This window comes from Streptomyces sp. NPDC002463 (assembly GCF_042889835.1).
In the GTDB taxonomy this organism is placed as follows: domain Bacteria; phylum Actinomycetota; class Actinomycetes; order Streptomycetales; family Streptomycetaceae; genus Streptomyces; species Streptomyces nymphaeiformis.
Genome location: NZ_JBIARL010000011.1, coordinates 178,887 through 202,666 on the forward strand (window position 1 = coordinate 178,887; position 23,780 = coordinate 202,666).

General features: G+C 72.6%; 24 protein-coding genes. 9 read left to right on the top strand and 15 right to left on the bottom strand.

Annotation, left to right across the window (positions count from 1 at the left end; genetic code table 11):
- Nucleotides 1-98 precede the first annotated feature (98 nt).
- On the bottom strand, nucleotides 99-977 hold the full coding sequence (locus tag ACFYX3_RS23150) for a glycosyltransferase family 2 protein (RefSeq protein ID WP_389016338.1): 879 nt from the start codon (nucleotides 975-977) through the stop codon (nucleotides 99-101).
- Nucleotides 978-1,187: 210 nt separating this feature from the next.
- Between ACFYX3_RS23150 and ACFYX3_RS23155 the strand changes: the two genes are divergently transcribed.
- Entirely contained in the window at nucleotides 1,188-2,354 is a 1,167-nt protein-coding gene (locus ACFYX3_RS23155; protein WP_389016341.1) for a protein kinase, read from the top strand.
- Between the two features lie 27 nt (nucleotides 2,355-2,381).
- On the opposite strand, the gene ACFYX3_RS23160 is transcribed toward ACFYX3_RS23155, so the two are convergent.
- Entirely contained in the window at nucleotides 2,382-2,663 is a 282-nt protein-coding gene (locus ACFYX3_RS23160; protein WP_389016344.1) for a hypothetical protein, read from the bottom strand.
- A 171-nt stretch (nucleotides 2,664-2,834) separates the two neighbouring features.
- Between ACFYX3_RS23160 and ACFYX3_RS23165 the strand changes: the two genes are divergently transcribed.
- A complete protein-coding gene (locus ACFYX3_RS23165; protein ID WP_389016347.1) occupies nucleotides 2,835-4,679 on the top strand; it encodes an alkyl/aryl-sulfatase in 1,845 nt (614 codons plus the stop codon).
- Here ACFYX3_RS23165 and ACFYX3_RS23170 read toward each other — a convergent pair.
- Nucleotides 4,669-6,135: a tetratricopeptide repeat protein gene (locus tag ACFYX3_RS23170; RefSeq protein WP_389016350.1), complete on the bottom strand. Its 1,467-nt coding sequence runs from the start codon at nucleotides 6,133-6,135 to the stop codon at nucleotides 4,669-4,671. The genes ACFYX3_RS23165 and ACFYX3_RS23170 overlap by 11 nt on opposite strands.
- 119 nt (nucleotides 6,136-6,254) lie before the next feature.
- On the opposite strand from ACFYX3_RS23170, the gene ACFYX3_RS23175 reads away from it, so the two are divergent.
- Both ACFYX3_RS23175 and ACFYX3_RS23180 read left to right on the top strand, forming a co-directional pair.
- Nucleotides 6,255-7,289, top strand: a complete 1,035-nt coding sequence (locus ACFYX3_RS23175) for an Lrp/AsnC family transcriptional regulator (protein WP_382656598.1) — start codon at nucleotides 6,255-6,257, stop codon at nucleotides 7,287-7,289.
- Between the two features lie 75 nt (nucleotides 7,290-7,364).
- Nucleotides 7,365-7,664 carry a DUF6191 domain-containing protein gene (locus ACFYX3_RS23180; RefSeq protein ID WP_389016354.1) on the top strand — a complete coding sequence of 100 codons (300 nt, stop codon included), beginning with the start codon at nucleotides 7,365-7,367 and terminating at the stop codon, nucleotides 7,662-7,664.
- A gap of 10 nt (nucleotides 7,665-7,674) precedes the next feature.
- Here the strand turns inward: ACFYX3_RS23180 and ACFYX3_RS23185 are convergent, their stop codons facing one another.
- Complete coding sequence (locus tag ACFYX3_RS23185; RefSeq protein WP_389016357.1) at nucleotides 7,675-8,505, bottom strand: class I SAM-dependent methyltransferase; 831 nt, start codon at nucleotides 8,503-8,505, stop codon at nucleotides 7,675-7,677.
- Between the two features lie 62 nt (nucleotides 8,506-8,567).
- Between ACFYX3_RS23185 and ACFYX3_RS23190 the strand changes: the two genes are divergently transcribed.
- Nucleotides 8,568-10,388: a prolyl oligopeptidase family serine peptidase gene (locus ACFYX3_RS23190; protein WP_389016698.1), complete on the top strand. Its 1,821-nt coding sequence runs from the start codon at nucleotides 8,568-8,570 to the stop codon at nucleotides 10,386-10,388.
- Nucleotides 10,389-10,534: 146 nt separating this feature from the next.
- Nucleotides 10,535-11,275 carry an SURF1 family protein gene (locus ACFYX3_RS23195; RefSeq protein ID WP_389016361.1) on the top strand — a complete coding sequence of 247 codons (741 nt, stop codon included), beginning with the start codon at nucleotides 10,535-10,537 and terminating at the stop codon, nucleotides 11,273-11,275.
- A gap of 35 nt (nucleotides 11,276-11,310) precedes the next feature.
- Here the strand turns inward: ACFYX3_RS23195 and ACFYX3_RS23200 are convergent, their stop codons facing one another.
- The 4 genes from ACFYX3_RS23200 to ACFYX3_RS23215 all read right to left on the bottom strand — a co-directional run bounded on the left by ACFYX3_RS23200 (nucleotide 11,311) and on the right by ACFYX3_RS23215 (nucleotide 15,884).
- On the bottom strand, nucleotides 11,311-12,570 hold the full coding sequence (locus tag ACFYX3_RS23200; protein ID WP_389016364.1) for a hypothetical protein: 1,260 nt from the start codon (nucleotides 12,568-12,570) through the stop codon (nucleotides 11,311-11,313).
- Nucleotides 12,567-13,295: a SigE family RNA polymerase sigma factor gene (locus ACFYX3_RS23205; RefSeq protein ID WP_376581864.1), complete on the bottom strand. Its 729-nt coding sequence runs from the start codon at nucleotides 13,293-13,295 to the stop codon at nucleotides 12,567-12,569. Before ACFYX3_RS23205 ends, ACFYX3_RS23200 begins: the two co-directional genes overlap by 4 nt.
- A gap of 253 nt (nucleotides 13,296-13,548) precedes the next feature.
- Entirely contained in the window at nucleotides 13,549-14,616 is a 1,068-nt protein-coding gene (locus ACFYX3_RS23210; RefSeq protein ID WP_389016368.1) for an aspartate-semialdehyde dehydrogenase, read from the bottom strand.
- The gene (locus ACFYX3_RS23215; protein WP_116160227.1) at nucleotides 14,613-15,884 is read right to left on the bottom strand and encodes an aspartate kinase; all 1,272 of its coding nucleotides are present in this window, start codon (nucleotides 15,882-15,884) and stop codon (nucleotides 14,613-14,615) included. The genes ACFYX3_RS23210 and ACFYX3_RS23215 overlap by 4 nt, the downstream gene beginning before the upstream one ends.
- 206 nt (nucleotides 15,885-16,090) lie before the next feature.
- Between ACFYX3_RS23215 and ACFYX3_RS23220 the strand changes: the two genes are divergently transcribed.
- Nucleotides 16,091-16,501 (top strand): hypothetical protein, encoded by a 411-nt coding sequence (locus ACFYX3_RS23220; protein ID WP_376581868.1) that lies wholly within the window; start codon nucleotides 16,091-16,093, stop codon nucleotides 16,499-16,501.
- Here the strand turns inward: ACFYX3_RS23220 and ACFYX3_RS23225 are convergent.
- The 3 genes from ACFYX3_RS23225 to ACFYX3_RS23235 form a co-directional block, all read right to left on the bottom strand.
- A complete protein-coding gene (locus ACFYX3_RS23225; protein WP_376581869.1) occupies nucleotides 16,491-17,159 on the bottom strand; it encodes a DUF5063 domain-containing protein in 669 nt (222 codons plus the stop codon). The two genes, ACFYX3_RS23220 and ACFYX3_RS23225, sit on opposite strands and share 11 nt — an antisense overlap.
- A 47-nt stretch (nucleotides 17,160-17,206) precedes the next feature.
- The gene (gene recR, locus ACFYX3_RS23230; protein WP_188271073.1) at nucleotides 17,207-17,806 is read right to left on the bottom strand and encodes a recombination mediator RecR; all 600 of its coding nucleotides are present in this window, start codon (nucleotides 17,804-17,806) and stop codon (nucleotides 17,207-17,209) included.
- Between the two features lie 91 nt (nucleotides 17,807-17,897).
- A complete protein-coding gene (locus ACFYX3_RS23235) occupies nucleotides 17,898-18,233 on the bottom strand; it encodes a YbaB/EbfC family nucleoid-associated protein (RefSeq protein WP_352027127.1) in 336 nt (111 codons plus the stop codon).
- Nucleotides 18,234-18,493: 260 nt separating this feature from the next.
- Between ACFYX3_RS23235 and ACFYX3_RS23240 the strand changes: the two genes are divergently transcribed.
- Nucleotides 18,494-19,198: an SLATT domain-containing protein gene (locus ACFYX3_RS23240; protein ID WP_382656668.1), complete on the top strand. Its 705-nt coding sequence runs from the start codon at nucleotides 18,494-18,496 to the stop codon at nucleotides 19,196-19,198.
- Between the two features lie 28 nt (nucleotides 19,199-19,226).
- Here the strand turns inward: ACFYX3_RS23240 and ACFYX3_RS23245 are convergent, their stop codons facing one another.
- The 3 genes from ACFYX3_RS23245 to ACFYX3_RS23255 form a co-directional block, all read right to left on the bottom strand.
- Nucleotides 19,227-19,877, bottom strand: a complete 651-nt coding sequence (locus ACFYX3_RS23245; protein ID WP_389016375.1) for a hypothetical protein — start codon at nucleotides 19,875-19,877, stop codon at nucleotides 19,227-19,229.
- A gap of 123 nt (nucleotides 19,878-20,000) precedes the next feature.
- Nucleotides 20,001-20,696 (bottom strand): GntR family transcriptional regulator, encoded by a 696-nt coding sequence (locus ACFYX3_RS23250; protein ID WP_389016378.1) that lies wholly within the window; start codon nucleotides 20,694-20,696, stop codon nucleotides 20,001-20,003.
- Between the two features lie 69 nt (nucleotides 20,697-20,765).
- The gene (locus ACFYX3_RS23255) at nucleotides 20,766-22,130 is read right to left on the bottom strand and encodes an aspartate aminotransferase family protein (RefSeq protein WP_389016381.1); all 1,365 of its coding nucleotides are present in this window, start codon (nucleotides 22,128-22,130) and stop codon (nucleotides 20,766-20,768) included.
- 186 nt (nucleotides 22,131-22,316) lie between these two features.
- Between ACFYX3_RS23255 and ACFYX3_RS23260 the strand changes: the two genes are divergently transcribed.
- The gene (locus ACFYX3_RS23260; RefSeq protein WP_389016384.1) at nucleotides 22,317-23,213 is read left to right on the top strand and encodes a hypothetical protein; all 897 of its coding nucleotides are present in this window, start codon (nucleotides 22,317-22,319) and stop codon (nucleotides 23,211-23,213) included.
- A 46-nt stretch (nucleotides 23,214-23,259) separates the two neighbouring features.
- Here the strand turns inward: ACFYX3_RS23260 and ACFYX3_RS23265 are convergent, their stop codons facing one another.
- Nucleotides 23,260-23,676, bottom strand: coding sequence for a hypothetical protein (locus tag ACFYX3_RS23265; protein WP_389016702.1), 417 nt, complete (start codon nucleotides 23,674-23,676; stop codon nucleotides 23,260-23,262).
- Nucleotides 23,677-23,780: the final 104 nt, after the last annotated feature.

Here is a 23,780-nt window from a genome sequence, read left to right on the forward strand (position 1 = left end):
GAAAGCGGGTCGGGCCCCTGAGGCGTTTCCTGGGGATCCGCGTGGCGGCCCCCCAGGGGCTCCCGGCGCGTGGCCGGTCGCCCCCGGGGTGGAGGTCTCTAGATCACCGGCGGCCGGCCCAGGCGGGTCATGCGGAGGACGGTGGTCCAGCGCATCGGGGTGCGGGGGCCGCAGGAGCGGCGGACGCCCTCGGCGAAGCCGGCGAACCAGGCGCCGAGGCCCGGCAGGGAGCGGGTGCGGGCCAGGGTCAGGAGGGTCCACACGCCCAGGTAGACGGGGACGAGGAGGGCCGGCAGGTTGCGCTTGGCCAGCCAGACGCGGTTGCGGGCGGTCATCCGGTAGTAGACGGCGTGCCGGGCCGGGCTGGTCTTCGGGTGCTGGAGCAGCAGCTTCGGCTCGTAGATGACCTTCCAGCCCGCGTCCAGGGCCCGCCAGGCGAGGTCGGTCTCCTCGTGGGTGAAGAAGAAGTCCTCCGGCCAGCCGCCGATCTCGTCCAGCATCCGCATCGACAGGCCGTGGCCGCCGCCGAGGAAGGTGGTGACCTCGCCGCCCCGCAGCGGGTCCTTCGCGCCGAGGCGCGGGATGTGCCGGCGCTGCGTCTCGCCGGTCTCGTCGGCGATGCGGAACGACACGACGCCGAGCGTCGGGTCCCCGTCGTACAGGTCCGCCAGGCGGCGGAAGACGTCCGTGTCGACGAGCAGGCCGTCGTCGTCGAGGTCCACCACGATGTCGACGTCGCCGAAGGAGCGCAGCGTCTCGATCGCGACGTTCCGCCCGCCCGAGACGCCTCGGTTCTCGGGGAGTTCGACCCCGGTCACGCCGTCGGGCAGGGCCGGGAGCGACCCGGTGCCGTTGCCGACGACGACGATCCGCGCGGCGGGCTCGTCCTGGCCCGCCACGGCGTCGAGCAGTGCCCGCAGCTCGGCGGGGCGCGTGCCCATCGTCAGTACCGCCACACCTACACGCGGTCGCGCCACGACCCACTCCGTTCCCTGGTCACCGTTCACCGGAACTCGCTCCGGGCCGCGATGCTAACCGCCGGGGGACACCCTCCGTTCACCCGGACCACGGGTGTCGTGCACCGGTCGGGGGCGCGGAGGGGGGAGCGCGGCGAGGAGCCGGGACGGGCGGCTCTACGCTGGTTCTCTTCCGTCAGGTTGATCGATCGTCGAAAGGGTGGTCTCCAGGTGCTGGTCGCGGACCGATATCGGCTTCATGTGTGTATCGGCCGGGGCGGCATGGGCGAGGTGTGGCAGGCCACCGACGAGGTCCTCGGCCGGCCCGTGGCCGTGAAGCTGATGCTGGCCCAGGCCGCCGACCCCTCCGCCGGCGACCGCTTCCGCCTCGAGGCGCAGACCGCCGCGCGGCTGAGCCACCCGCACGTGGTGGGCGTCTTCGACTTCGGCACGTGGGACGGAAAGCTCTTCCTCGTCATGGAGTTGGTGGAGGGCGACAGCCTCGCCGGGAGCCCCTCGAATCCGCTGGTCCTGCCCGCCGAGCGGGCCGCGGTCGTCGCCGCGCACGCCGCGGCCGGCCTCGCGGCCGCGCACCGGCAGGGCGTCGTGCACCGGGACATCAAGCCGGGGAACCTGCTCGTCGACGGCGAAGGCACGGTCAAGCTGGCCGACTTCGGTATCGCGCGGTTCGTCGACGACCCCTCGGCCGCGCTCACGACGACGGGTCAGATCGTCGGCACGGGGCTGTACCTCGCGCCCGAGCGGGCCCTCGGGCAGCCCGCCTCGCCCGCCTCCGACGTGTACTCGCTGGGCTGCGTGCTGTACCAACTCCTCACCGGACGGCCGCCGTTCCGCGCGGACACCGCGACGGCCCTGCTGTACCAGCACATCGACACCCCGCCGGTGCCGCCGAGCCGGCTCGGGGCCGCGCTGCCGCCGGACTTCGAGACGTACCTGCTGAGCCTGCTCGCCAAGCAGCCGGAGCAGCGGCCTCCGGCGCAGGCGATCGCGGACTGGTTCTCGTCCGGGGCCTGGCGCGGGGTGGGCGGGTACCCCGGGGCGGGTCCGGTCGCGAGCCCGTCCCATGCACCTCACCAGCCCGTTCAGTCCCACGCACCGCGTCCGTCAGTTCAGTCCCATGCGCCCCGTCAGCCCACCGGGCCCGCCGCCTCCCTGCCCATGCCCGCGCCGGTGCACACCCCCGCGCCGACGCCGCCGCCGATGAACAGGCCGCCGGTGACCCGGCCCGCGCCCGCCACCCGGCGGCGCCAGGCCCCGCCGAGCAGCGGCGGCGCGCTCGCGGAGCTCTCCCGGCGCCGCCCGCGCAAGACGGCGGCCGTGGCCGGGGCCATCGCCTTCGTGGTCTTCCTGATCATCGGGATGGCCTGGCTGTCATAGCGGCCCCACCCCGGCGCGGCACGAAGGTCAGTACAGCCGCGGTGCCATCACGTGCGGCTCCTCGTCCTCGGTCATGAGCAGCAGGCAGCGCGGTACGCCGGGACCCGGGGTCGCGCGGACGCTCGCCGGCGTCGGCGGGTCGGTCGGCAGCTCGATCGCGACGGTGACCGGCCGGTCGTCCTTGCCCGTGGCGTAGCCGGTCGACTTGCCGTCGACGAGGACCTCGACCACCGGCGTGTGCCCGGTCTGCACGGTCGCGGAGACCGAGTGCCCGAGGTGGTCGATGTGGAAGTGGTGGCGTGACCTCATGGGCCACCTCCGTCCCGCCGCGAAGGGACACGTGCCGCCCGAGCGGGACGCGTACCTCCAGCGTAGGCACGGTCCGGCACCCCCGCCGCTCCGACGTGCGGCCGTAGGACCCCGGTGTTCAGATGGTCCGGTACGCCGACCGGCGCACGCGCGGAACGGAGCACCTGGCACATGAGCGACACCCTGCCCTCCTTCGACGACACGACCGACTTCGAGAACGCCGACCGGGGCTTCCTGGGCTCGCTGGTCCCCGGTGTGGTGAAGGCCGAGGACGGCCGCGTGATCTGGGACAACGACGCGTACGCCTTCCTCAAGGCGGAGTGCCCCGACACCGCGCACCCCAGTCTGTGGCGGCAGGGGCAGCTCTCCGCCCGCCAGGGCCTGTACGAGGTCACCGGAGGCGTCTACCAGGTCCGCGGCCTCGACATCTCCAACATGACGCTCGTCGAGGGCGAGCGCGGGGTGATCGTCATCGACCCGCTGATCTCCGTGGAGACGGCGGCCGCCGCCCTCGCGCTCTACCGGGAGCACCGCGGTGACCGGCCGGTCACCGGCGTGATCTACACCCACTCGCACGGCGACCACTTCGGCGGCGTCCGCGGCGTCGTCCCGCACGGCACCGAGGAGGGCGTGCCGATCCTCGCGCCCGCCGGGTTCCTGGAGCACGCGGTCAGCGAGAACGTGTACGCGGGGAACGCGATGACCCGCCGGGCGAGCTACATGTACGGCGTCGGCCTCCCGAAGGCCCCGGACGGCCACGTCGGGGTGGGCCTCGGCCAGGGCACCTCCACCGGCACCATCAGCCTGATCCCGCCGACCGTGGACATCACGGAGACCGGGCAGCAGGAGACGGTCGACGGCGTGCGGATCGTGTTCCAGCTGACGCCGGGCACCGAGGCCCCGGCCGAGATGAACTTCCTCTTCCCCGACCTGCGCGCCCTGTGCCTGGCGGAGAACGCCACGCACAACATGCACAACGTGCTCACCCTGCGCGGCGCGGTCGTCCGCGACTCCCGGATCTGGGCGCACTACCTGGACGAGGCGATCGAGTACTTCCACGGGCAGTACGACGTCGGCTTCGCCTCCCACCACTGGCCGACCTGGGGCCACGACAACGTGGTGCGGTTCCTGGCCGAGCAGCGCGACCTCTACGCGTACCTGCACGACCAGACGCTCCGGCTCCTCAACGAGGGCTGGACGGGCACCGAGATCGCCGAGCGGATCGAGCTGCCGCCCGCCCTGGAGAAGGCCTGGCACGCCCGCGGCTACTACGGCTCGCTCAGCCACAACACGAAGGCGGTCTACCAGCGGTACCTCGGCTGGTACGACGGCAACCCGGCCCATCTGTGGGAGCACCCGCCGGTGGAGCTCGCGCGGCGGTACGTGGACGTGGCCGGCGGCCCCGCCGAGGCCGTCGCGAAGGCCCGCGCCTACATCGAGGCCGGGGACCCGCGCTTCGCCGCGACCCTGCTCAACCACGTGGTCTTCGCCGACCCCGGGAACACGGAGGCGAAGGAGGTCCTCGCCGGGGTGTACGAGAAGCTCGGGTACGGCGCCGAGAACGCCACCTGGCGGAACTTCTACCTGCGCGGCGCCCAGGAGCTCCGCCAGGGCGTCACCGGCGAGATGGTCGACATGACCAACCCCGAGATGGCGATGGCCCTCACCGTCCCCATGCTGATCGACTCGATCGCCATCGGGATCGACGGGCCGCGCGCCTGGGACGACGACCTGACGATCGACCTCGTCCTGACCGACACGGGCGCGCCCACCGACGCGGGCGAGCGGCACCGCCTCACCCTCCACAACGGCGCCCTCACGCACCGGGTGGTCGCCGAGCCCCGGACGCCGGCCGGGCTCGCCCTCACCCTCGGGAAGGTGCAGCTCCTCGGGCTCCTCGCCGGGAAGAGCCTGCAGGAGCTCGGGATCGGCGTGGAGGGCGATCCGGCCCTGCTCGCCCGCCTCTTCTCGTACGTGACGAGGCCCGACGTCCAGTTCCCGATCGTCACCCCGTGACGCCGGTCGCCCCGGGTCCCTGCACCTCGCACGACAGCGCGAACAGGCCCCGTCTCGCACCCTCCTCGTAGGCGCTGCGCAGTTCCGGGTCGGCGAGGAGCGCCCCGAGGGCCTCCTCGCCACGCGCGCGCGTGGCCACGCAGTACTCCGAGGGCCGGTACGAGGAGTCGAAGACCGAGGTCCGCAACAGGTCGACCGCGCCCAGGAGATGGGCCGCCGCGTCGTGCTGCCCGTCCATCGCCCGCATCTGGGCCAGGAGTTCCGCCGCGCAGGCCGCGCCCACGGCGGAGCCGAGCCGCAGATGCTCGCGCAGGGCCCGCCGGGCGTGCTCCGCGGCCCGCCCCCGGTCCCCGTCCCAGGCGCCCAGTTCGGCCCGTACGTGGTACGCCCAGGCCTCGGCGCACAGGTCACGGCCCACCCAGGCCCGCCGGCTCTCGCGGTCCGTGTCCGCCTCGTCCAGCGCCTCCTGCGCGCCCTCCGGGTCGGAGCGGCACAGGGAGAGCGCGAGCCCGACCCAGCACGCCTGCCGGCTCGGCCCGAACTCCGGGTGCTCCTCCATCAGGGCCAGGGCCTCCCGGAACTCGGCCGCCGCCGCGCGCGTACGCCCCTGGTAGAGGGCGGTCGAGCCGCGCAGATGGGCGAGGAGCGACAGGCAGTGCTCGTCGCCGTCCCGTACGGCCGCCGCCCAGGCCTGGGCGAGGAGCGGGTCGGCGTCCTCGGGACGGCCCGACTCCAGCTCCAGGAAGGCCGCGAGCCACAGGGCACGGGCGGACGGCGGTCCCGCGTGCAGGCTGAGGGCGTGCCGCAGCCGGGAGCGGCCCTCGGCGATCCGCCCGCAGGACACCCACAGGAACCACAGGGCGACCGCGATCTCGACGGACGTCTCGGCCTCGGCGCTCGGCGAGAGCGGCGCGGTCGTCGGGTCCATGGCTGCCGCCAGGTCCGGGAGTTCGCGCAGGGCCAGGTCACGGGCGTCGAGCTGCCGGCCCCGCTGCCACCAGTCGGCGGCCCGCCTGGCCACCTTCACGCACCACCTGCGGTGGTGCAGCAGGACGGCCCAGCGGTCGCCGCGCGCGGTGAGCCGGCGGGCGCCGACGGCCCGCATCGGGTGCGGCATCCAGTAGCGGGGCAGACCGTCCTCGCCGTCGAACAGGTCGTCCACGGGGAGCAGGGCGAGCGGCGCGAGCCGGTCGAGGACCGCCTGGATCTCCCCGGCGGGCAGTGCCCCGGAGGCGCAGACCTCGCGGACGGCCTCCCGGCCGAAGGCACCCTCGAAGACGGACAGCCGTTCCCACAGGAGCTGTTCGGCCGGGCCGCAGCCCTCGTAGCCCCGCTCGGCCGCGGCGACGTGTTCAAGGCCGACGTGTTCGCCCCACAGACGTTCGGTCTCCGGTGGTTCCGCTGCCCACATGTACTCCAGCCCCCGGGTCGCTTCTCCGCCCTTCTCCTGTGACATAGGACGGATCTGATGGAAATCGGACGGCGTCGCGGCTTGAATGCCTTTGCCCTGGTCCACATCCTGGGGCCTTCCCGTGCCCACGCCCAGGGTTTCCCCGGGATCGACCAAGGAGGCACATGCATACCAGGGAATCCGTCCTCGGGGAGGTGGATCTGGCGCTGATCCACGCACTGCAGATCGCTCCGCGTGCCAGCTGGACCCAGCTCGCGGGCGTGCTCGACGTGAGCCCGGACACCCTCGCCCGGCGCTGGGAGACCCTCACCACCGGCGGATACGCCTGGAGTTCGCTGCTCGCCGCCCGGCGCGGCACGGAGGCCACCCTGTACGCCTGGGTCGAGCTGGAGTGCTTCGCCGGGGCCGCCGAGGCCACCGCGACCGAGGTCGCCGGCGATCCGTACACCCTCGGCGTCCACCAGGTGACCGGCGACGCCGATCTGGTGCTCCTCGTCAACTGCCCCGACCTGTACGCCCTCGACGGCTACCTCGCCGGGCGGGTGCGGCGGCTCCCCGGGGTGCTCAGGGCCCGCACCCAGGTCGTCACCCAGCTGCACAACCGCCCGTACCGCTCGCGGATCGAGCAGCTCACCCCGGCGCAGGCGCAGCACCTCGGCGAGATCACCGGCGCCGACCGGCGGGGCCGGTCCCCCGCGCGCGCGTACCCACCCGTCACGGAGCTCGACCAGCGGATCGTCGCGGAGCTCGCGGGGGACGCCCGGCGCAGCGCCGCCGAACTGGCCCGGCGGTGCGGCACCAGCGAGTCGACCGTGCGCCGCAGGCTGGACGCCCTCGGCGCGGCCGGCGCCGTCCACCACCACTGCCTGCCGGCCCCGCGGTTCTCCGGGCGGCCGGTGTGGGCGCTGGTCACCGCGTGCGTACCGCCCCTCGAGGTGGCCGAGTCGGTGGCCTCGCTGACCCGGCTGCGCCAGACCCGCGTGGTCACCTCCGTCACCGGCCCGAACAACCTGGCCCTCGCCATGTGGCTGCGTACGGTCGAGGAGCTCCACGACGTGACGGCGGCGCTGGTACGGGCCTCGCCGGCGCTGCGGATCACGGGCACCGCCGTGGCCCTGCGCACGCACAAGATCGGCGCGCAGGTCCTGGGCCCGGACGGCCGGCGCACCCACCACATACGGCCCGACATCGGCCCCTGATACGGACGCGACGGCCCCTTGATCCGGCCTCGACCGGCTCCTGACGGGGCAGCCGGGGCGTGTTCTGATGGCCGTATGGAGTTCGCCGTGTTCGTGACGCTGCCCGGTCTGGTGATCCTGCTGACCGCGATCGCCTTCACCGACCAGTTCCTCCGCATGACCGGACGCGGCAAGCGGACCGGGACGGTCTCCTCGACGGGCTTCGAGCAGCTGCACGCCACCTTCTCGCAGGGCAAGCAGAACGAGCTCAAGGAGCGGCAGAGCGCCCTGGTGCTGCGCGACGACGAGGAGGACGGCGCCCCGCCGCGCCACTCGACGGTGGATCTCGGCGGCGGGCGGGCCGTCATCAGGATCAGGCCGGGCGGGACGTCCTGAACCCTCGGCGTCAGGCCGGGCGGGACGCCTTGACCGAGTACATCAGGGGGACGCGGGGACGGTCCGCGGGGAAGCGGTAGTAGCCGTCCTCGTGCCGCTGGAGGGCGCCGTAGCGGGGGAAGAGCGAGACGTCGTGCTCGTGCAGGAACTCGATGCGCAGGCCCGCCTTCGCGAGTGCCGTGACGACCTCGCCGACCGGGTGCACCCACTCCACGCTGCGGTTGTGGACGGTGACGGCGTCGGCGTCGGCGTACGTCCCCGGGTGGGTGTCCACCCACGGATCGCGGACGAAGTAGTCGTGCACGACCCGGCTGCCGGTCTCGTCGTCGAGCGAGTCGGTCAGCGGGTGGAACTCGGCCACGTAGAGGAAGCCGCCCGGGGCGACGAGGGAGGCTGCGGTCTCCGCCCAGCGCTCGAGGTCCGGCAGCCAGTTCAGCGCCCCGCCGCCGGTGTAGACGATGTCGTACGAGCCGTCCGGGACGGCCTCCGCGGCGTCGTACACGTCGGCGGCGACGAAGGCGGCCCGCTCCTGCGACAGGCCCAGGTCGGCGGCGAGCGAGCGTGCGGTCTCGACGGCCGGCTCGGAGAAGTCCAGGCCGACGACGCGCGAGGCGCCGTGCCGGGCCCAGGAGAGGGTGTCCAGGCCGATGTGGCACTGGAGGTGGAGAAGGGAGCGTCCGCTGACGTCGCCGACCTCCGCGAGCTCGAAGTCCCGCAGGGCGTCCTTGCCCGCGCGGAAGGTGTCGAGGTCGTAGAACTCGCTGGCGACGTGGATCGGGACGCGCTCGTCCCACTTCGCGCGGTTGGCCTCGTGCCAGTCCTCAGGCGTCGGGGAGTACATGTCGGGGAGGTTATCCACAGGCTGCGGACGACGCGACCGAATTGTCGGCGGCGCGGAGCATGATGGATGCCATGACTACCGAGAGCAAGCACAGCGACACCCCCGTCTGGGAGCAGCGCTTCCGGGCGCCCCGCGTCTCCCTGCCCGAGTGGGCCGAGGAGGCCCCGGACCGTTCGCTCTTCGTGTCCAACGCGACGGGGACGTACGAGCTGTACGCCTGGGACCGGGCGAGCGGCGGGCAGCGGCAGGTCACGGACCGGCCGAACGGCACGACGGACGGCACGCTGTCGCCGGACGGCGCCTCGATCTGGTGGTTCGCGGACACCGACGGGGACGAGTTCGGGGTGTGGATGCGCCAGCCGTTCGAGGGCGGAGCGGACGAGCCGGCCGTGCCCGGTCTCGCCCCCTCCTATCCGGCCGGACTCGCCATCGGCCGGGAGGGCACGCTCGTGGTGGGCCGCTCCACGGACGAGGACGGCTCGACGGTGCATCTCGTACGGCCCGGGGCCGCCGAACCGGTCGAGATCTACCGGCACCGGGAGTCGGCCGGCGTCGGCGACCTGTCGTACGACGGCTCGCTGATCGCGATCGAGCACACCGAGCACGGGGACGCGATGCACTCGGCGCTGCGCGTGCTGCGCGCCTCGGACGCGGGCGTGGTGGCCGAGCTCGACGACACCAAGGGCGGCACCGAGGAGCTGGGGCTCACGGTCCTCGGCTTCGCCCCGCTGGCCGGGGACACCCGGCTGCTCGTCGGGCACCAGCGGCGCGGCCGCTGGGAGCCGATGCTGTGGGACGTGGCGACGGGCACCGAGACCGACCTGCGGCTCGACCTGCCGGGCGACGTGTCGGCCGAGTGGTACCCGGACGGTTCGGGTCTGCTGATCGTGCACGGCTTCGAGGCCCGCAGCGAACTGTGGCGGTACGAGATCGCGACCGGCGCGCTGGTGCGGGTGGAGACCCCGGCCGGTTCGGTGTCGAGCGCGACGGCCCGGCCGGACGGCTCCGTGGAGTACCTGTGGTCCTCGGCCGCCGAGCCGCCGGTGGTGCGGTCCACGGCCGGCGGTGTCGTCCTCGACCCGCCCGGCCCGAAGGCGCCGCCGTCGGTGCCCGTGGAGGACGTGTGGGTGGACGGCCCCGGCGGCAGGGTCCACGCGCTCGTGCAGCGCCCGGCGGAGGGCGAGGGCCCCTTCCCGACGGTCTTCGAGGTGCACGGCGGTCCCACCTGGCACGACAGCGACGCCTTCGCGTCGGGCCCGGCGGCCTGGGTGGACCACGGGTACGCGGTGGTGCGGGTCAACTACCGGGGCTCCACGGGGTACGGCCGGGAGTGGACCGACGCGCTGAAGCACCGGGTCGGTCTGATCGAGCTGGAGGACATCGCGGCGGTCCGCGCCTGGGCGGTGGACAGCGGCCTCGCGGACCCGGCGCGCCTGGTCCTCTCCGGCGGCTCCTGGGGCGGCTACCTGACGCTGCTCGGTCTGGGCACGCAGCCGGACGACTGGGCGGTCGGTCTCGCGGCCGTGCCCGTCGCGGACTACGTCACGGCGTACGAGGACGAGATGGAGGCCCTCAAGGCGATGGACCGGACGCTCCTGGGCGGTTCCCCGGATGAGGTGCCCGAGCGGTACGCGGCCTCGTCGCCGCTGACGTACGTGGACGCGGTGAAGGCCCCGGTGCACGTGACGGCCGGCGTCAACGACCCGCGCTGCCCGATCCGGCAGATCGACAACTACGTCGACCGGCTGGCCGCCCGGGGCGCGGTCCACGAGGTGTACCGGTACGACGCGGGCCACGGCTCGCTGGTGGTGGAGGAGCGGATCAAGCAGGTCGCCCTGGACCTGGACTTCGCGGCGAGACACCTGGGGGGCGTCCAGGCCTGACGGGCGACCCCGGCCGACCGGCGGGGCGTGGGGACCCGGGCTGTGCGGGGCGCGGGGACCCGGGCTGCGGCGCGCGGGGGACCCGGGCTGCGGGCGCGGGGACCCGGGCTGCGGGGGGCTGAGGCCGCTTGCGTACCGTGGGGGGCGTGTACCGGTTCCTGAGAACGCCCCGCTGGTGGGGGATCAACGTCTTCGTCCTCCTCGCGATCCCGTTCTGCGTCTTCATGGGGACCTGGCAGCTCGGCAAGTTCGAGGACCGCGTCGCCTCCCACCAGGAGGCCGAGGAGCGGCCCCCCGCGAGCGCGGAGAAGGCCGAGCCGCTGGACTCCCTGCTGCCGGTGGACAAGGAGACCTCGGGCCGCTCGGCGCAGGTGCGCGGCCGGTTCGGGGAGCAGTTCCTCGTGCCGGACCGCGAGCTGGACGGCCGCACCGGCTCGTACGTCCTGACGCTGCTGAAGACGGACGGCGGCCGGTCGCTTCCGGTGGTCCGCGGCTGGCTCCCCACGGGCGCGAAGGCACCCGCCCCGCCGTCCGGCGAGGTGACGGTGGTGGGCGCGCTCCAGGCCTCGGAGAACCCGGGCACGAAGGGCGTCCACACGGCGGGCGGGCTGCCCGAGGGCCAGCTCGGCATGATCAGCGCGGCGTCCCTGGTGAACGTGGTCACGGACGACGTGTACGACGCGTGGATCACCCTGGTGGACTCCCCCGCCGGGCTCACGCCGGTACCGGCCGCCGCCGCGGCGGGCACGGGTCTGGACGCGAAGGCCTTCCAGAACCTCGGCTACACGGCGGAGTGGTTCGTCTTCGCGGGCTTCGTCGTCTTCATGTGGTTCCGCCTCGTCCGCCGCGAGGCGGAGGCCTCCCGCGACGAGGCGCTCGGCCTGTAGGACTTCCCCTCCTCGTCCCACAGGCCGGTGCCGGCTCAGGAGCCCGGCAGGACTCCCGTGCGGTAGATCGTGCCGGCGCAGGCGTTCGTGACGACGGCCGAGGCCGTGGGGCCGCCCGACTCCGCGGTGTGGGTGACGACGACGCTGCCGTCCGCCTGGCCCTCGAGGAGCAGCTGGGGCGTCACGCCCGTGCCCGCTTCCGTGCCGGCGCCTCCGCCGGTCTCGCTGCCGCCCGCCCCGCTCGTCGGGTCGTCCGTCGGGGTGTACGACGGGGTCGGCGTCGGGTCCGGGGTGGGCGTCGGTTCGGTCGGGGTGGTCGGCGTGGGCGTCGGGGTGCCGCCGGTCGTCGGGCAGGTCTCGCTCGGCACCCAGGCGAACTTCACCTCGTAGCTGCCGTTCGGCTTCAGGACGAGCGCGAACGACTCCTGCGAGGGGTCGGGCAGTCCGCTGCCGTCGCCCGAGGTGTGCCGGACGACCGAGATGCTGCCCGGGTCGGCCGCGCCGCGCGCCTCGAAGGAGACGATGCCCGCGCCGTCGACCAGGCAGTTCGAGCCGGAGACGTTGGCGATGCGGAAGGTGCCGTGGACCTTGCCGTCGCTCTCCATCCCGCCGGCGCCCGACTGGGCGACGGCGAGCTGGCCGGCGGAGCACCGCGGGGTGGAGCCGGGGTCGGCGCCCGCCGACTGCTGCGGGCCGGTGGCGGTGGCCCCGGTCCCGGGCTGCTGCGGCTTGCCGGAGGCGCTGTCGGTCGGGTCGGGGCTGGGCGAGACGCTGCTCGCGGGGCCCTTGGAGCTCTGGCCGCCCTCGACGCCGGTCGCGGTGCCGGTGCCGCCCTGGGACTGCTCGCCGTGGGCGGCGTTCGCCGGGTTGGGGTCGGAGATGCCGCCGGAGGCGGCGACGTGCACGAAGGCGGGGACGGCCGTGCCGATGAGGACGGCGGCGGCCGCGGCGCCGACGATGGCCTGCCGCTTGCGGGCGCGTCGTGCGGGCACGGCACGGCGCAGGTGCTCCAGCGAGCCGAGGGAGGGCTCCAGGCCGCCGACGGCGCCCTGGAAGAGCCGTCGCAGCGCGAGCTCGTCGTCGCCCTCGCCGGGCCCGGGCTCGATCTTCACCATGCGCTGTCCACTCAGCTCGTCACGTTCATCCAGGGCATCGGGCTTCTCCGGAACGGAGGAGGCGGAGGAGGCGGGGGTGTCGTCCTCTCGCGCCGTTCCGGCGGCATGCCTCTGCTCGGGGACGTCGTCGCCGTCACGGTTCTCGTGGGCCACGCCGTCCCCGCCGGGTACCTCGGTCATGTCGTCGCTCCCATCGCGACGCGCAGCGCCGCGATGCCCCGCGAACCGTACGCCTTCACCGAGCCCAGGGATATGCCGAGCGTCTCGGCGACCTGGACCTCGGTCATGTCGGAGAAGTACCGCAGGGCGAGCACCTCGCGCTGGCGCCGCTGGAGTCCGCGCATGGCCTTGATCAGGTCCTCGCGCTCCAGCTGCTCGTACGCCCCCTCCTCGGCACTGGCCATGTCCGGCATCGGCTTGGAGAGCAGCTTCAGGCCGAGGATGCGGCGGCGCAGCGCGGACCGGGAGAGGTTCACCACGGTCTGGCGCAGGTAGGCGAGCGTCTTCTCGGGCTCGCGCACCCGCTTGCGCGCCGAGTGGACGCGGATGAAGGCCTCCTGGACGACGTCCTCGCAGGAGGCGGTGTCGTCGAGGAGCAGCGCGGCGAGACCGAGCAGCGACCGGTAGTGGGCGCGGTAGGTCTCGGTCAGGTGGTCGACGGTGGTGCCGGAGGCCGGTCCGGCCTCTGCGCTCTTGCGGGGTGACGGGATGCCGTCCACGCCGCCGGTGCGGGCTCCGGTGGGCACGGGGGCGATCACCGGCATGCCGCCGAGTGCGCGCGGGCGCCGGAGCGGACGGACCGCGGAGCCGCGTACGGGGACGACGGCGCCGCTCCGCACGGGGAGCACCGCCATGCCCGCGCCGCGCAGCGGGGCGATGGTCGCGATGTCGAGTACCTCTGCCACGCTTGTTGGACACGCTTCGCCCCGAGAGGGTTGTACGCGTACGCCACCCTTTTCGACGGCGGGTTGTTCGTCCTCATGCGTAACCGTTCTCCCCCGATGCCCCGCTTTCAGCGTGTCCCGCGCCACACGGTCGTGGGTGCACGCAGAGACGCGCCCCGCCCCAACTCTGGTTGCAGTACGGGGGAAGTGCATCGTCGAACACGGCATCGCCGCAGTTCAAGGGGTATCTGACGCCTTTTTGCTCACAGGTCGTTCACAGATCACGCAAATCCGTGACAAGGGATTCCGCGATCTGAAGGGCGTTCAGGGCGGCGCCCTTGCGCAGGTTGTCGGCGCAGACGAAGAAGTCGAGGGCGCGCTCGTCGTCGAGGGAGCGGCGGACCCGGCCGACCCAGGCGGGGTCGGTGCCGACGACGTCGGCGGGGGTGGGGAAGTCGCCCGCGGCCGGGTCGTCGCAGAGGACGACCCCCGGCGCGGTGGCCAGGATCTCGTGGGCGCGACCGAGGGGGACGGGGTGCTCGAAGCGCGCGTGCACGGAGACGGAGTGCCCGGTGACGACGGGGACGCGCACGCAGGTGGTGGCGATCCGGAGGCCGGGCAGGCCGAGGATCCGGCGGGTCTCGTCGCGGACGTGCTCCTCCGCGGAGGAGGCTCCGTCGGCGCCGGGGGTGCCCGACCAGGGCAGGACGTTGAGCGCGAGGGGGCCGGGGAAGGGGCCGGTGTTCTCGCCGACGGCCCGCCGTACGTCTCCGGGGCGGGTGCCGAGGTCGCCGTCGGCGGCGACGAGGCCGAGCTGGGCGCGGAGCGCGTCGACTCCGGCCTGTCCGGCGCCGGCGCCGCTGGCGGCCTGCAGGGCGGTGACGACCAGCTCGGCGAGGCCGAACTCGGCGTGCAGGGATCCCACGGTGACGATCAGCGCGAGGGTGGTGGAGCCGGGTCCGGCGACGATGCCCCGGGGGCGTACCCGCGCGGCGTGGCCGTTGAGCTCGGGGACGACGAGGGGAACGTCGGGGTCGCCGCGGTAGGCGGCGGAGGTGTCCACGACGACGGCGCCCTTGGAGACGGCGATCGGCGCCCACTGGGCGGCGACGGTCTCGGGCACGAGGAAGAGGGCCAGGTCGACACCCTCGAAGGCCTCCTCGCTCAGCGCGAGGATCTCGCACTCCTCCCCCCGCACGGCGGTCTTGCGACCGGCCGAGCGGGGGGAGGCGAGAAGGCGGATCTCGCCCCAGACGTCCGCGTGGTGCGTGAGCATCTGGAGCATCACCGAGCCGACCGCCCCGGTCGCTCCCACGACCGCGAGCGTCGGCTTGGCGGTCATCGTCCGGTGCCTCCGTAGACGACGGCCTCGTCCGAGTCGCTGTCCAGGCCGAAGGCGGTGTGGACGGCGCGCACGGCCTCGTTGACGTCGTCGGCGCGGGTGACGACCGAGATGCGGATCTCGGAGGTCGAGATGAGCTCGATGTTCACGCCCGCGTCGGACAGCGCCTTGAAGAAGTCGGCGGTGACGCCCGGGTTCGTCTTCATGCCCGCGCCGACCAGGGAGATCTTGCCGATCTGGTCGTCGTAGCGCAGCGAGTCGAAGCCGATCGCGGTCTTCGCCTTCTCCAGCTCGTCGATGGCCTTGCGGCCCTCGGCCTTGGGCAGGGTGAAGGAGATGTCCGTGAGGCCGGTGGCGGCCGCGGACACGTTCTGCACGATCATGTCGATGTTGATCTCGGCGTCCGCGACGGCGCGGAAGATGGCCGCGGCCTCGCCCGGCTTGTCCGGCACGCCGACGACGGTGATCTTCGCCTCGGAGGTGTCGTGGGCGACGCCCGAGATGATGGCCTGCTCCACCTTGCGGTCCCCTTGCGGCTCGTTGCTGACCCAGGTGCCCTGCAGCCCCGAGAAGGACGAGCGGACGTGGATCGGGATGTTGTAACGGCGTGCGTACTCGACGCAGCGGTGCAGCAGCACCTTGGAGCCGGAGGCGGCGAGCTCCAGCATGTCCTCGAAGGAGATCCAGTCGATCTTCTTCGCCTTCTTCACGACGCGCGGGTCGGCCGTGAACACACCGTCGACGTCGGTGTAGATCTCGCAGACCTCGGCGTCGAGCGCCGCGGCGAGCGCCACGGCGGTGGTGTCGGAACCGCCACGGCCCAGCGTGGTGATGTCCTTCTTGTCCTGGGACACGCCCTGGAAGCCGGCGACGATGGCGATGTTGCCCTCGTCGAGGGCGGTACGGATCCGGCCCGGCGTGACATCGATGATGCGCGCTTTGTTGTGGACCGAGTCGGTGATGACGCCTGCCTGGCTACCGGTGAACGACTGGGCCTCGTGGCCCAGGTTTTTGATCGCCATGGCCAGCAGGGCCATGGAGATCCGCTCTCCGGCGGTCAGCAGCATGTCGAACTCACGCCCGGCAGGCATCGGGGATACCTGCTCGGCGAGATCGATCAGCTCGTCCGTCGTGTCGCCCATCGCGGAGACCACGACGACGACCTGGTGGCCGTCCTTCTTGGTGTCCACGATCCGCTTGGCGACGCGCTTGATGCCTTCGGCATCGGCAACGGAGGAGCCTCCGTACTTCTGCACGACAAGGCCCACGTGCGCTCCTCGCTCAGTCTGTGCCGCAGCCGGCGCTGCGATCGGCTCAGTCTATCGAGGGACCCGAAAACGCCCGTGTGATATCGGATGGTGAGACACACTGCTCAGGGAATGATCACGTCATTCCTGTCGGTGATCGGTCGGCGATCTGTCGGTGAGCCCCGCCACGGTGGGGACACCACCCACGGAGAGCAGAGGAGCCGATCATGGACCAGACCCTGGTGGACCGGATGCGCACCTACCTGGACGCCGGCCTCGCGATGGACGTCGAGGCACTGGACGCGCTGTACGACCCCGCCTTCGAGAACGTCCGCTGCGACGAGGAGGGCCTGACCGTGACCCTCACGAAGGACATGTTCATGAGCCGGTTCCGCGCGCTGAAGGAGCAGGGCGTGAGCGTCGGGGAGTCCGTCGACGACGCGACGTTCCTCATCACCAGCACGTACGGCGAGTACGGCTCGATCGTCGTGCACCGGGTGAAGGACGGCCTGCCCGTCCTCTACACCTTCGTCTGGCAGCGCGCCCCCCACGGCGGCTGGGGGACGCTGCTGCGCGAGTTCACGTACGAGAAGGACATCAGCCACCTCGTACAGCTCATGGAGACGGCTACTTCTTGAGGGACCGGATCCGCAGCCCCAGCGGGGTCGCGATCTCCTCCAGCATCACGCGGCCCGCCTCCTCCGCCAGGTCGTCCTCGGTGAGGTCCTCGTCGGTGTCCAGGCCGTCGAGCTCGGCCAGCGGCTGGTCGAGGCGGACGTGGGCGACGAGGGACTGGAGGGCGCGGAGGGTGGCCGAGGCGGTGGGGCCCCAGTTGGAGAAGTACGAGAACTGCCACCACCACAGCGCCTCGCTGGTGCGGCCCGCGCGGTAGTGCGCGAGGCCGTGGCGCAGGTCGGTGACGATGTCGGCGAGGTTGTCGGAGATCCGGGCCGGGACCGGGGCCTTGCGCGGCTCGTACGGGTCGAAGACCTCCGAGAAGACGTCGACCGGCTCCAGCATCAGCGCGAACCGCTCGCGGAGCTCGTCGACGTCCGGCTCCGGGCCCGTGTCCGGCTCGTACCGCTCGTCGGGGACGATGTCCGCGTGCGCACCGAGCCGGCCGCCGGCCAGGAGCAGCTGGGAGATCTCCAGGAGCAGGAAGGGCACGGCGCTGTCCGGCTCGTCGCCCTTGGCGACCTCGGTCGTCGCGACGATGAAGCTCTCGATCGAGTCGGCGATCTGGACGGCGAAGTCGTCCGGGTCCTGCGAGACGGAGTGCAGTGTGGGATCAGACATCGAGCAGCCTCCCTGAGAGCGCGCGGGCGAGCGCGCCGACCCTGTCGTCATACATCTAGCAGCCTCCGCCCCTCGAAGGCACGGCCGAGGGTCACCTCGTCGGCGTACTCCAGGTCGCCGCCGACGGGGAGTCCGCTGGCGAGCCGGGTCACCCTGAGCCCCATGGGCTTGATCATCCGCGCCAGGTACGTCGCGGTGGCCTCGCCCTCGAGGTTGGGGTCGGTCGCGAGGATCAGCTCGGTGACGGTGCCGTCGGCGAGCCGGGCGAGCAGCTCGCGGATGCGCAGGTCGTCGGGGCCGACGCCCTCGATGGGGCTGATCGCGCCGCCGAGGACGTGGTACCGGCCGCGGAACTCGCGGGTCCGCTCGATCGCCACGACGTCCTTGGGCTCCTCGACCACGCAGATGACGGTGAGGTCGCGGCGCGGGTCGCGGCAGATGTTGCACTGCTCCTGCTGTGCCACGTTCCCGCAGACCGCGCAGAACCTGACCTTCTCCTTGACCTCCAGGAGGGCGTGCGCGAGGCGCCGGACGTCCGTGGGCTCCGCCTGGAGGACGTGGAAGGCGATCCGCTGCGCGCTCTTGGGACCGACGCCGGGCAGCCTGCCCAGTTCGTCGATGAGGTCCTGAACCACGCCTTCGTACAACGGAACGCCTCTCTCGGAAGTGCTTGATTCTTACGGTAGTGGCTGGAAGCGACCCTTAGAAGAGGCGCTGGAAGCGAGCCTTGGAAGGGGCTCAGAAGCCCAGGCCCGGCATCCCGCCCATGCCCTGGGCGAGCGGGCCGAGCTTGGCCTGCTGGAGCTGCTGCGCGTTCTCGTTCGCGGCCTGTACGGCGGCGACGATCAGATCGGCGAGCGTCTCGGTGTCCTCGGGGTCGACCGCCTTCGGGTCGATCTCCAGGCCGCGCAGCTCGCCGGAGCCGGTGACGGTGGCCTTGACCAGGCCGCCGCCGGCCTGACCGTCGACCAGGGTCGCGGCGAGCTCCTCCTGGGCCCGGGCGAGGTCCTGCTGCATCTTCTGGGCCTGCTGGAGAAGCTGCTGCATGTTGGGCTGGCCACCACCGGGGATCACGGTCACTCCTCAGGTTCGATATGTCGGTATGCCGAGCCTACGTGGTCACCGACCGGGGCGCCGACGCAACTCTTTCGAGTGAGAAACTGCGGGCTCCTCTACCTGATCAACACCCTCTTGCGGGCGGAAATCCCGGGATTCCGGGCCCATCGCCCACCATTCGGCGGTAGGAAGGGCAGGCACCACGTGCACCGCACGTCACAGAAGGACATGAGCACTGAGCTGAACAGAGGAGTACCCCGGTGAGCCAGCAGCCGGAGATGCAGCCGCCGGGGCCCCCCGGGGGGGACGTCACCCGCGATCTGACCGGTACGCCGTTCCCCCTGGGCGACTGGGGCGAGCCGGCCGAACGGCTCGACGAGCTGTACCGCTGGGTCGAGGCGAACGCCCTGCGCACCGCCGAGTGGTACCTCTCCGACCGCGTCTGGAAGCGCCGGGCCGCCCGGATCCTGCGGATCGGCACGGCCCTGGGGGTGATCGCGGGTGCCGCGCTCCCGCTGCTCGACCTGACCGGCGTCGCCGCCGGCACGGCCGGCTGGGGCTATCTGTCGCTGCTGCTCGGTGCCGCCTGCCTGGCCTGCGACCGGTACTTCGGGCTGACGTCCGGCTGGATAAGGGACGTGGCGACGGCACAGGCCGTGCAGCGCCGTCTGCAGGCGCTCCAGTTCGACTGGGCCTCGGAGAGCGTCCGGGAGGTGCTGGGCCCCACGGAGGGCACCGCCAGCGAGGCGGCCGAGCGCTGTCTGGGCGTGCTGCGGCGCTTCTCGGAGGACGTGACGGAGCTGGTCCGGGCGGAGACCGCCGACTGGATGGTCGAGTTCCGCTCGGGCCCGGCGCCGCTGGCGCTCCAGTCGGTCGGGGTCGTACCGGCCCGGCCGGAGACCGCCCATCCGTCCGGCCGCTTCCCGCTGCCGCCGGGGACCCGGCCGAACATGCCGCGCCAGCGGCCCCCGGAGGCCCGCTGAAGCGGACCTCCGGCGAAGAGCCGCGACCTCAGCTCAGGATGATCATCGACCCCTGGGCGAGGCTCCGGGTCGCCGCCGCGTGCAGCCCCAGCCAGACGTGCCGCTCCCGGGCGAAGGGGTGGCCGTCGTACGGCGTGGCCGCGGCCGGCTCCTCCAGGGTGGTGGGCCGCTCCGGCGGCAGCGGGGCCGCGGGCGGGTTCGCCGGGTCGATGCCGATGGCGGGCGCCACGAACTCCAGCTCGCGAAGCAGCCCGTACGAGGAGCCGAGCGGGCCGCCGCCTTCGAGGAGCTGGTCGTTGGCGAGCGGCACCGGGAACTCCACCGGCACGTACGCGCCGGCGTGGTCGTAGTGCCAGACCAGGTGGGACTGCTGGGCGGTCGCCTCGAACATCTCCAGGAGCTGCTCGTAGTCCCCGCCGAGCTCGCCGACGGGCTCGACCGGCAGTCCGCACATCTGGAGCAGGTAGGCGCGGCGCAGGAAGTGCAGGGCCTCGTAGTCGAAGCCGGCGACCGGGGCGACGTCGCCGGAGAGCCCCGGCATGTACGCGTAGACCGGCACGGTCGGCATGCCGGAGGCGGTCAGCACGGCGTCGTAGGCGGCTATCTCTTCGGCGAAGGGATTGTCGGGGCTGTGGCACAGCACGTCGACGAGGGGGACCAGCCATAGGTCACAGGCCAAGGGAGGCTCGCTCTCCGTCAGTTGCAGGGACGGCCAGGGTAGTCGGCTCGGCCGACGACGCCCACCCGCCGATGACCTGCCCCCGGAGACCCGGCCTCAACCCGATGAGGCGTCGGCCGGACGTCAGCGGGCCCGCGCCTCCAGGCGGTCGGCCCATTCCAGGGAGTGCGCGTTGTAGGCCCGTACGAGCTCGACGGCCGCGTCCGCGTCGCCCCGGGTGATCGCGTCGACCAGGTCCACGTGCCCGCTCCACAGCCAGCCGAGGACGTCCCGCTCGGAGCGCAGGTAGGGCACGGAGAAGACCCAGGCCTGGACGCGGAGCCGGTGCAGGAAGTCGGCGATGTATTCGTTGGCGGAGACCAGGCGGCCCAGCTCGCGCCAGTAGCGGATGTCGTAGCCGATGAGGACGTCGAGGTCCCCGGCGCGGGCGGCGCGGGCGGCGGCCTCGCCGCGGCGCCGTATCGAGACGAGCGCGACGCCGTACGACACGTCGGGCTCCACGGGCGCGGTACCCGGCGTGTGGCGGCGGAAGATGCCGTCGACGACGAGCATCCGGGCCTCGACCATGCCCCGGTAGTCGTCGATCGAGTACTGGTGGACGCGGAAGCCGCGGTGCTGGTCGGAGTCGAGGAGGCCCTGCGCGCAGAGGTCGACGAGGGCTTCGCGCACGGGCGTCGCGGAGACGCCGTACTGCTCGGCGATCTGCTTGACGGTGAACTCCTGGCCCGGCTCGAGACGGCCTGCGAGCACTTCGTCACGCAGCGCGTCCGCGATCTGCTGTCGCAAGGTGCTGCGGGTGACAGCTCCGCTCGCGGGCATGTGGTCGGTCCCCTCCGTCCGGTTCCGGACACCCTAGTCCAGACGGAGGGAACCCCCCGGTAGCGCGGGTTACGCGGTGTACTCGTCGGCGACCGAGAGGGCCGCGTCGAGGGCCGCCAGGCCCTCCTTGGCCTCGGCCTCGGAGACGTTGCAGGCGGGAACGGCGTGGGTGCGGTTCATGTTGATGAAGGGCCACAGGCCGTTCTTCTTCGCCGCGGCGCCGAGGGCGGCCATCGGCGCGGCCGCCTCGCCGGCGGCGTTGTACGGGACGAGCGGCTCGCGGGTCTCGCGGTTCTTGACGAGTTCGAGCGCCCAGAAGACGCCCGTGCCGCGGACCTCGCCGACCGACGGGTGGCGCTCGGCGAGCTCGCGCAGGCCGGGGCCGAGGACGGTCTCGCCGATGTGGGCGGCGTTCTCGACGACCTTCTCGTCGGCCATCACGTTGATGGTGGCGACGGCGGCGGCGCAGGCCAGCGGGTGACCGGAGTAGGTCAGGCCGCCGGGGTAGGGGCGCTTGTCGAAGGTCGCGGCGATCTTCTCGCTGATGGCGACGCCGCCGAGCGGCACGTAGCCGGAGTTCACGCCCTTGGCGAAGGTCATCAGGTCGGGCACGACGTCGAAGTGCTCGGCGGCGAACCACTTGCCGGTGCGGCCGAAGCCGGCCATGACCTCGTCCAGGACGAAGACGATGCCGTACTTGTCGCAGATCTCGCGGACGCCGGTGAGGTAGCCGGGCGGCGGGGTCATGATGCCGGCGGTGCCGGGCACGGTCTCCAGGATGATCGCGGCGATCGTCGCGGGACCCTCGAAGGCGATGGTGTCCTCGAGGTGCTGCAGCGCCCGCTGGCACTCCTCCGCCTCGGTGGTGGAGTAGAAGGGCGAGCGGTACAGGAACGGCGCCCAGAAGTGCACGACGCCCGCGGAGGCCGTGTCGGAGGGCCAGCGGCGCGGGTCACCGGTCAGGTTGATCGCGGTGGAGGTGGCGCCGTGGTACGAGCGGTAGGCGGAGAGCACCTTCGTACGGCCGGTGTGCAGCCGGGCCATGCGGACGGCGTTCTCGACGGCCTCGGCACCGCCGTTGGTGAAGAAGATCTTGTCCAGGTCGCCCGGGGTGCGCTCGGCGATCAGGCGCGCGGCCTCGGAGCGGACGTCCACGGCGAAGGCGGGCGCGAACGTCGCGAGCTTCCCGGCCTGCTCCTGGATCGCGGCGACGACCTTGGGGTGCTGGTAGCCGATGTTCGTGTAGACGAGGCCGCTGGTGAAGTCGAGGTAGCGGTTGCCGTCGTAGTCCCAGAAGTACGAACCCTCCGCGCCGGCCACGGCGAGCGGGTCGATCAGGCCCTGGGCGGACCAGGAGTGGAACACGTGCGCGCGGTCGGCGGCCTTGACGGCGGCCCCGGCCTGGGGATCGGGTTCGATGACATGAGGGGTCATGCGGTCGAGGGTAAGGAACCGCAGGTGGGACGGGCCATCACCATCTTGTCCACCGAGACCGGGGTGGACCCGACACGTTGCCGGTCGGGCCCGGCCGAGTCCCTGGCCTGCCGGTCGGTCCCCCGGCCGAGCGCCTGGCCGGGCAAGCCGCCCCGGGCACGGACCGGCCTGCCTATGCTGCCTGGCATGTTCACGCCTGGGCGGAGTGCCGCCACCTCGTTCACCGGCTGGGGGATGGTCCTCAGCGCCGGGGCGGCCGTGCTCGTCTCCCTCGCGGGGGTCTCCCCGTACCCACCGCTCGTGGCGCCGCTGGTGCTCGCCGGACTCGCCGTCGCCTTCGCCGCGGCCTGGGTCGTCGCCTCGTACCGGGCCACCGCCCGCTCCCGGGACCCGCTGGCCAAGCCGTACCGTGAGAGCCGCCGGCGGAACCGGGCCCTTCGGTACGTCTTCGGGTTCGGCGTCGCCGTAGCCACCGCCGCCGCGTTCATGGCCGTCTTCACCATCGACAGCGGCTACGGCCGCGAGACCGAGCGCCTGGAGAGCGCCGGGTACGACCAGTACGAGGTCCCCGTGGTCCGCCTCGCGGGCGATCCCGTGTTCCACGAGGGCGACGACGACCGCGACCCGTACTACACCACGGACCTCGTTCTGCGGATCCCGTACGCGTCCGGTCCGCGCGAGGTCACCGTCCGCGGCATGTACACCCGCTTCAAGCCGCCCGTGGCCGGTCGCACGAAGGTGGGCGCGTACTTCGCGCCCCGCGACCCGGAAGTGCCGGTCGTCGAGAACGGCTCCCGCGACACGTGGTGGTACTTCCTCGTCCCGTTCGCCGTCTGGGGCGCCCCGTGGACCCTGATCGCGGGCGGGATCCTCTCCGGCTGCATGTACGACGAGGAGCTGCACCGCCTGCGCCGCTTCGAGCCGGACGTCCACCTGCCCGCGCTCGGCATCCTCCTCCTCGGCCTGGTCCTGCTGCTGCCGGTGGCCCTGGGCTTCGAGGTGGCGGGCCACGACCGGCTGCCGGCCCTCCTCGCCGCCCTGACCCCGGCCCTGGCCTTCACCTGGCTGGTCAAGCGGGGCTGAGCGCCTGCCGGTGAGGCCGGGCAGGGGGTGGGTCGCCTCACCGCCCCTATGCCTGACCCGCGAAGAGCTCCGACACCGCGCTCCGCAGGAGCAGCGGGTGGACGAACCTGTTCGAGGCCGTCGGCGGGAACCGCCACGCCAGCGGCCAGGTACGGCCGGTGAGGGCCGGGACCGGGACGTAACTGATGTGCGCCGGGCCCGCGTTGAACCGCGTCACCCCGCGCGGCCACGCCCGGCGCGCCGTCGACCCCGGCGGGACGAGGAAATACACCCCTCGTCGGCCGTTCGCCTCGATGACGACGGGACCCGGGTCTCCCCCGGTCAGCGCCTCCATCCAGTCGGCGAGTCGCCGCCCTTCGTCACCGTCCACACGAACGGCGTCGAATTGTACGCCCGCCTTACGGAGTTGGAATCCGGAAACAGGAATCCAATCCGCCTTCACTTCCCGATTCTCTGCATTCACGAGACCATGTTCCCGCGTCGGCGCTAGCGTTTTCCACGACTGAAGCGGGCGCGTCGGCAACCCCTTGACCTGCGTCAACGCGCCCCTCATTCAGTCGAATTCGG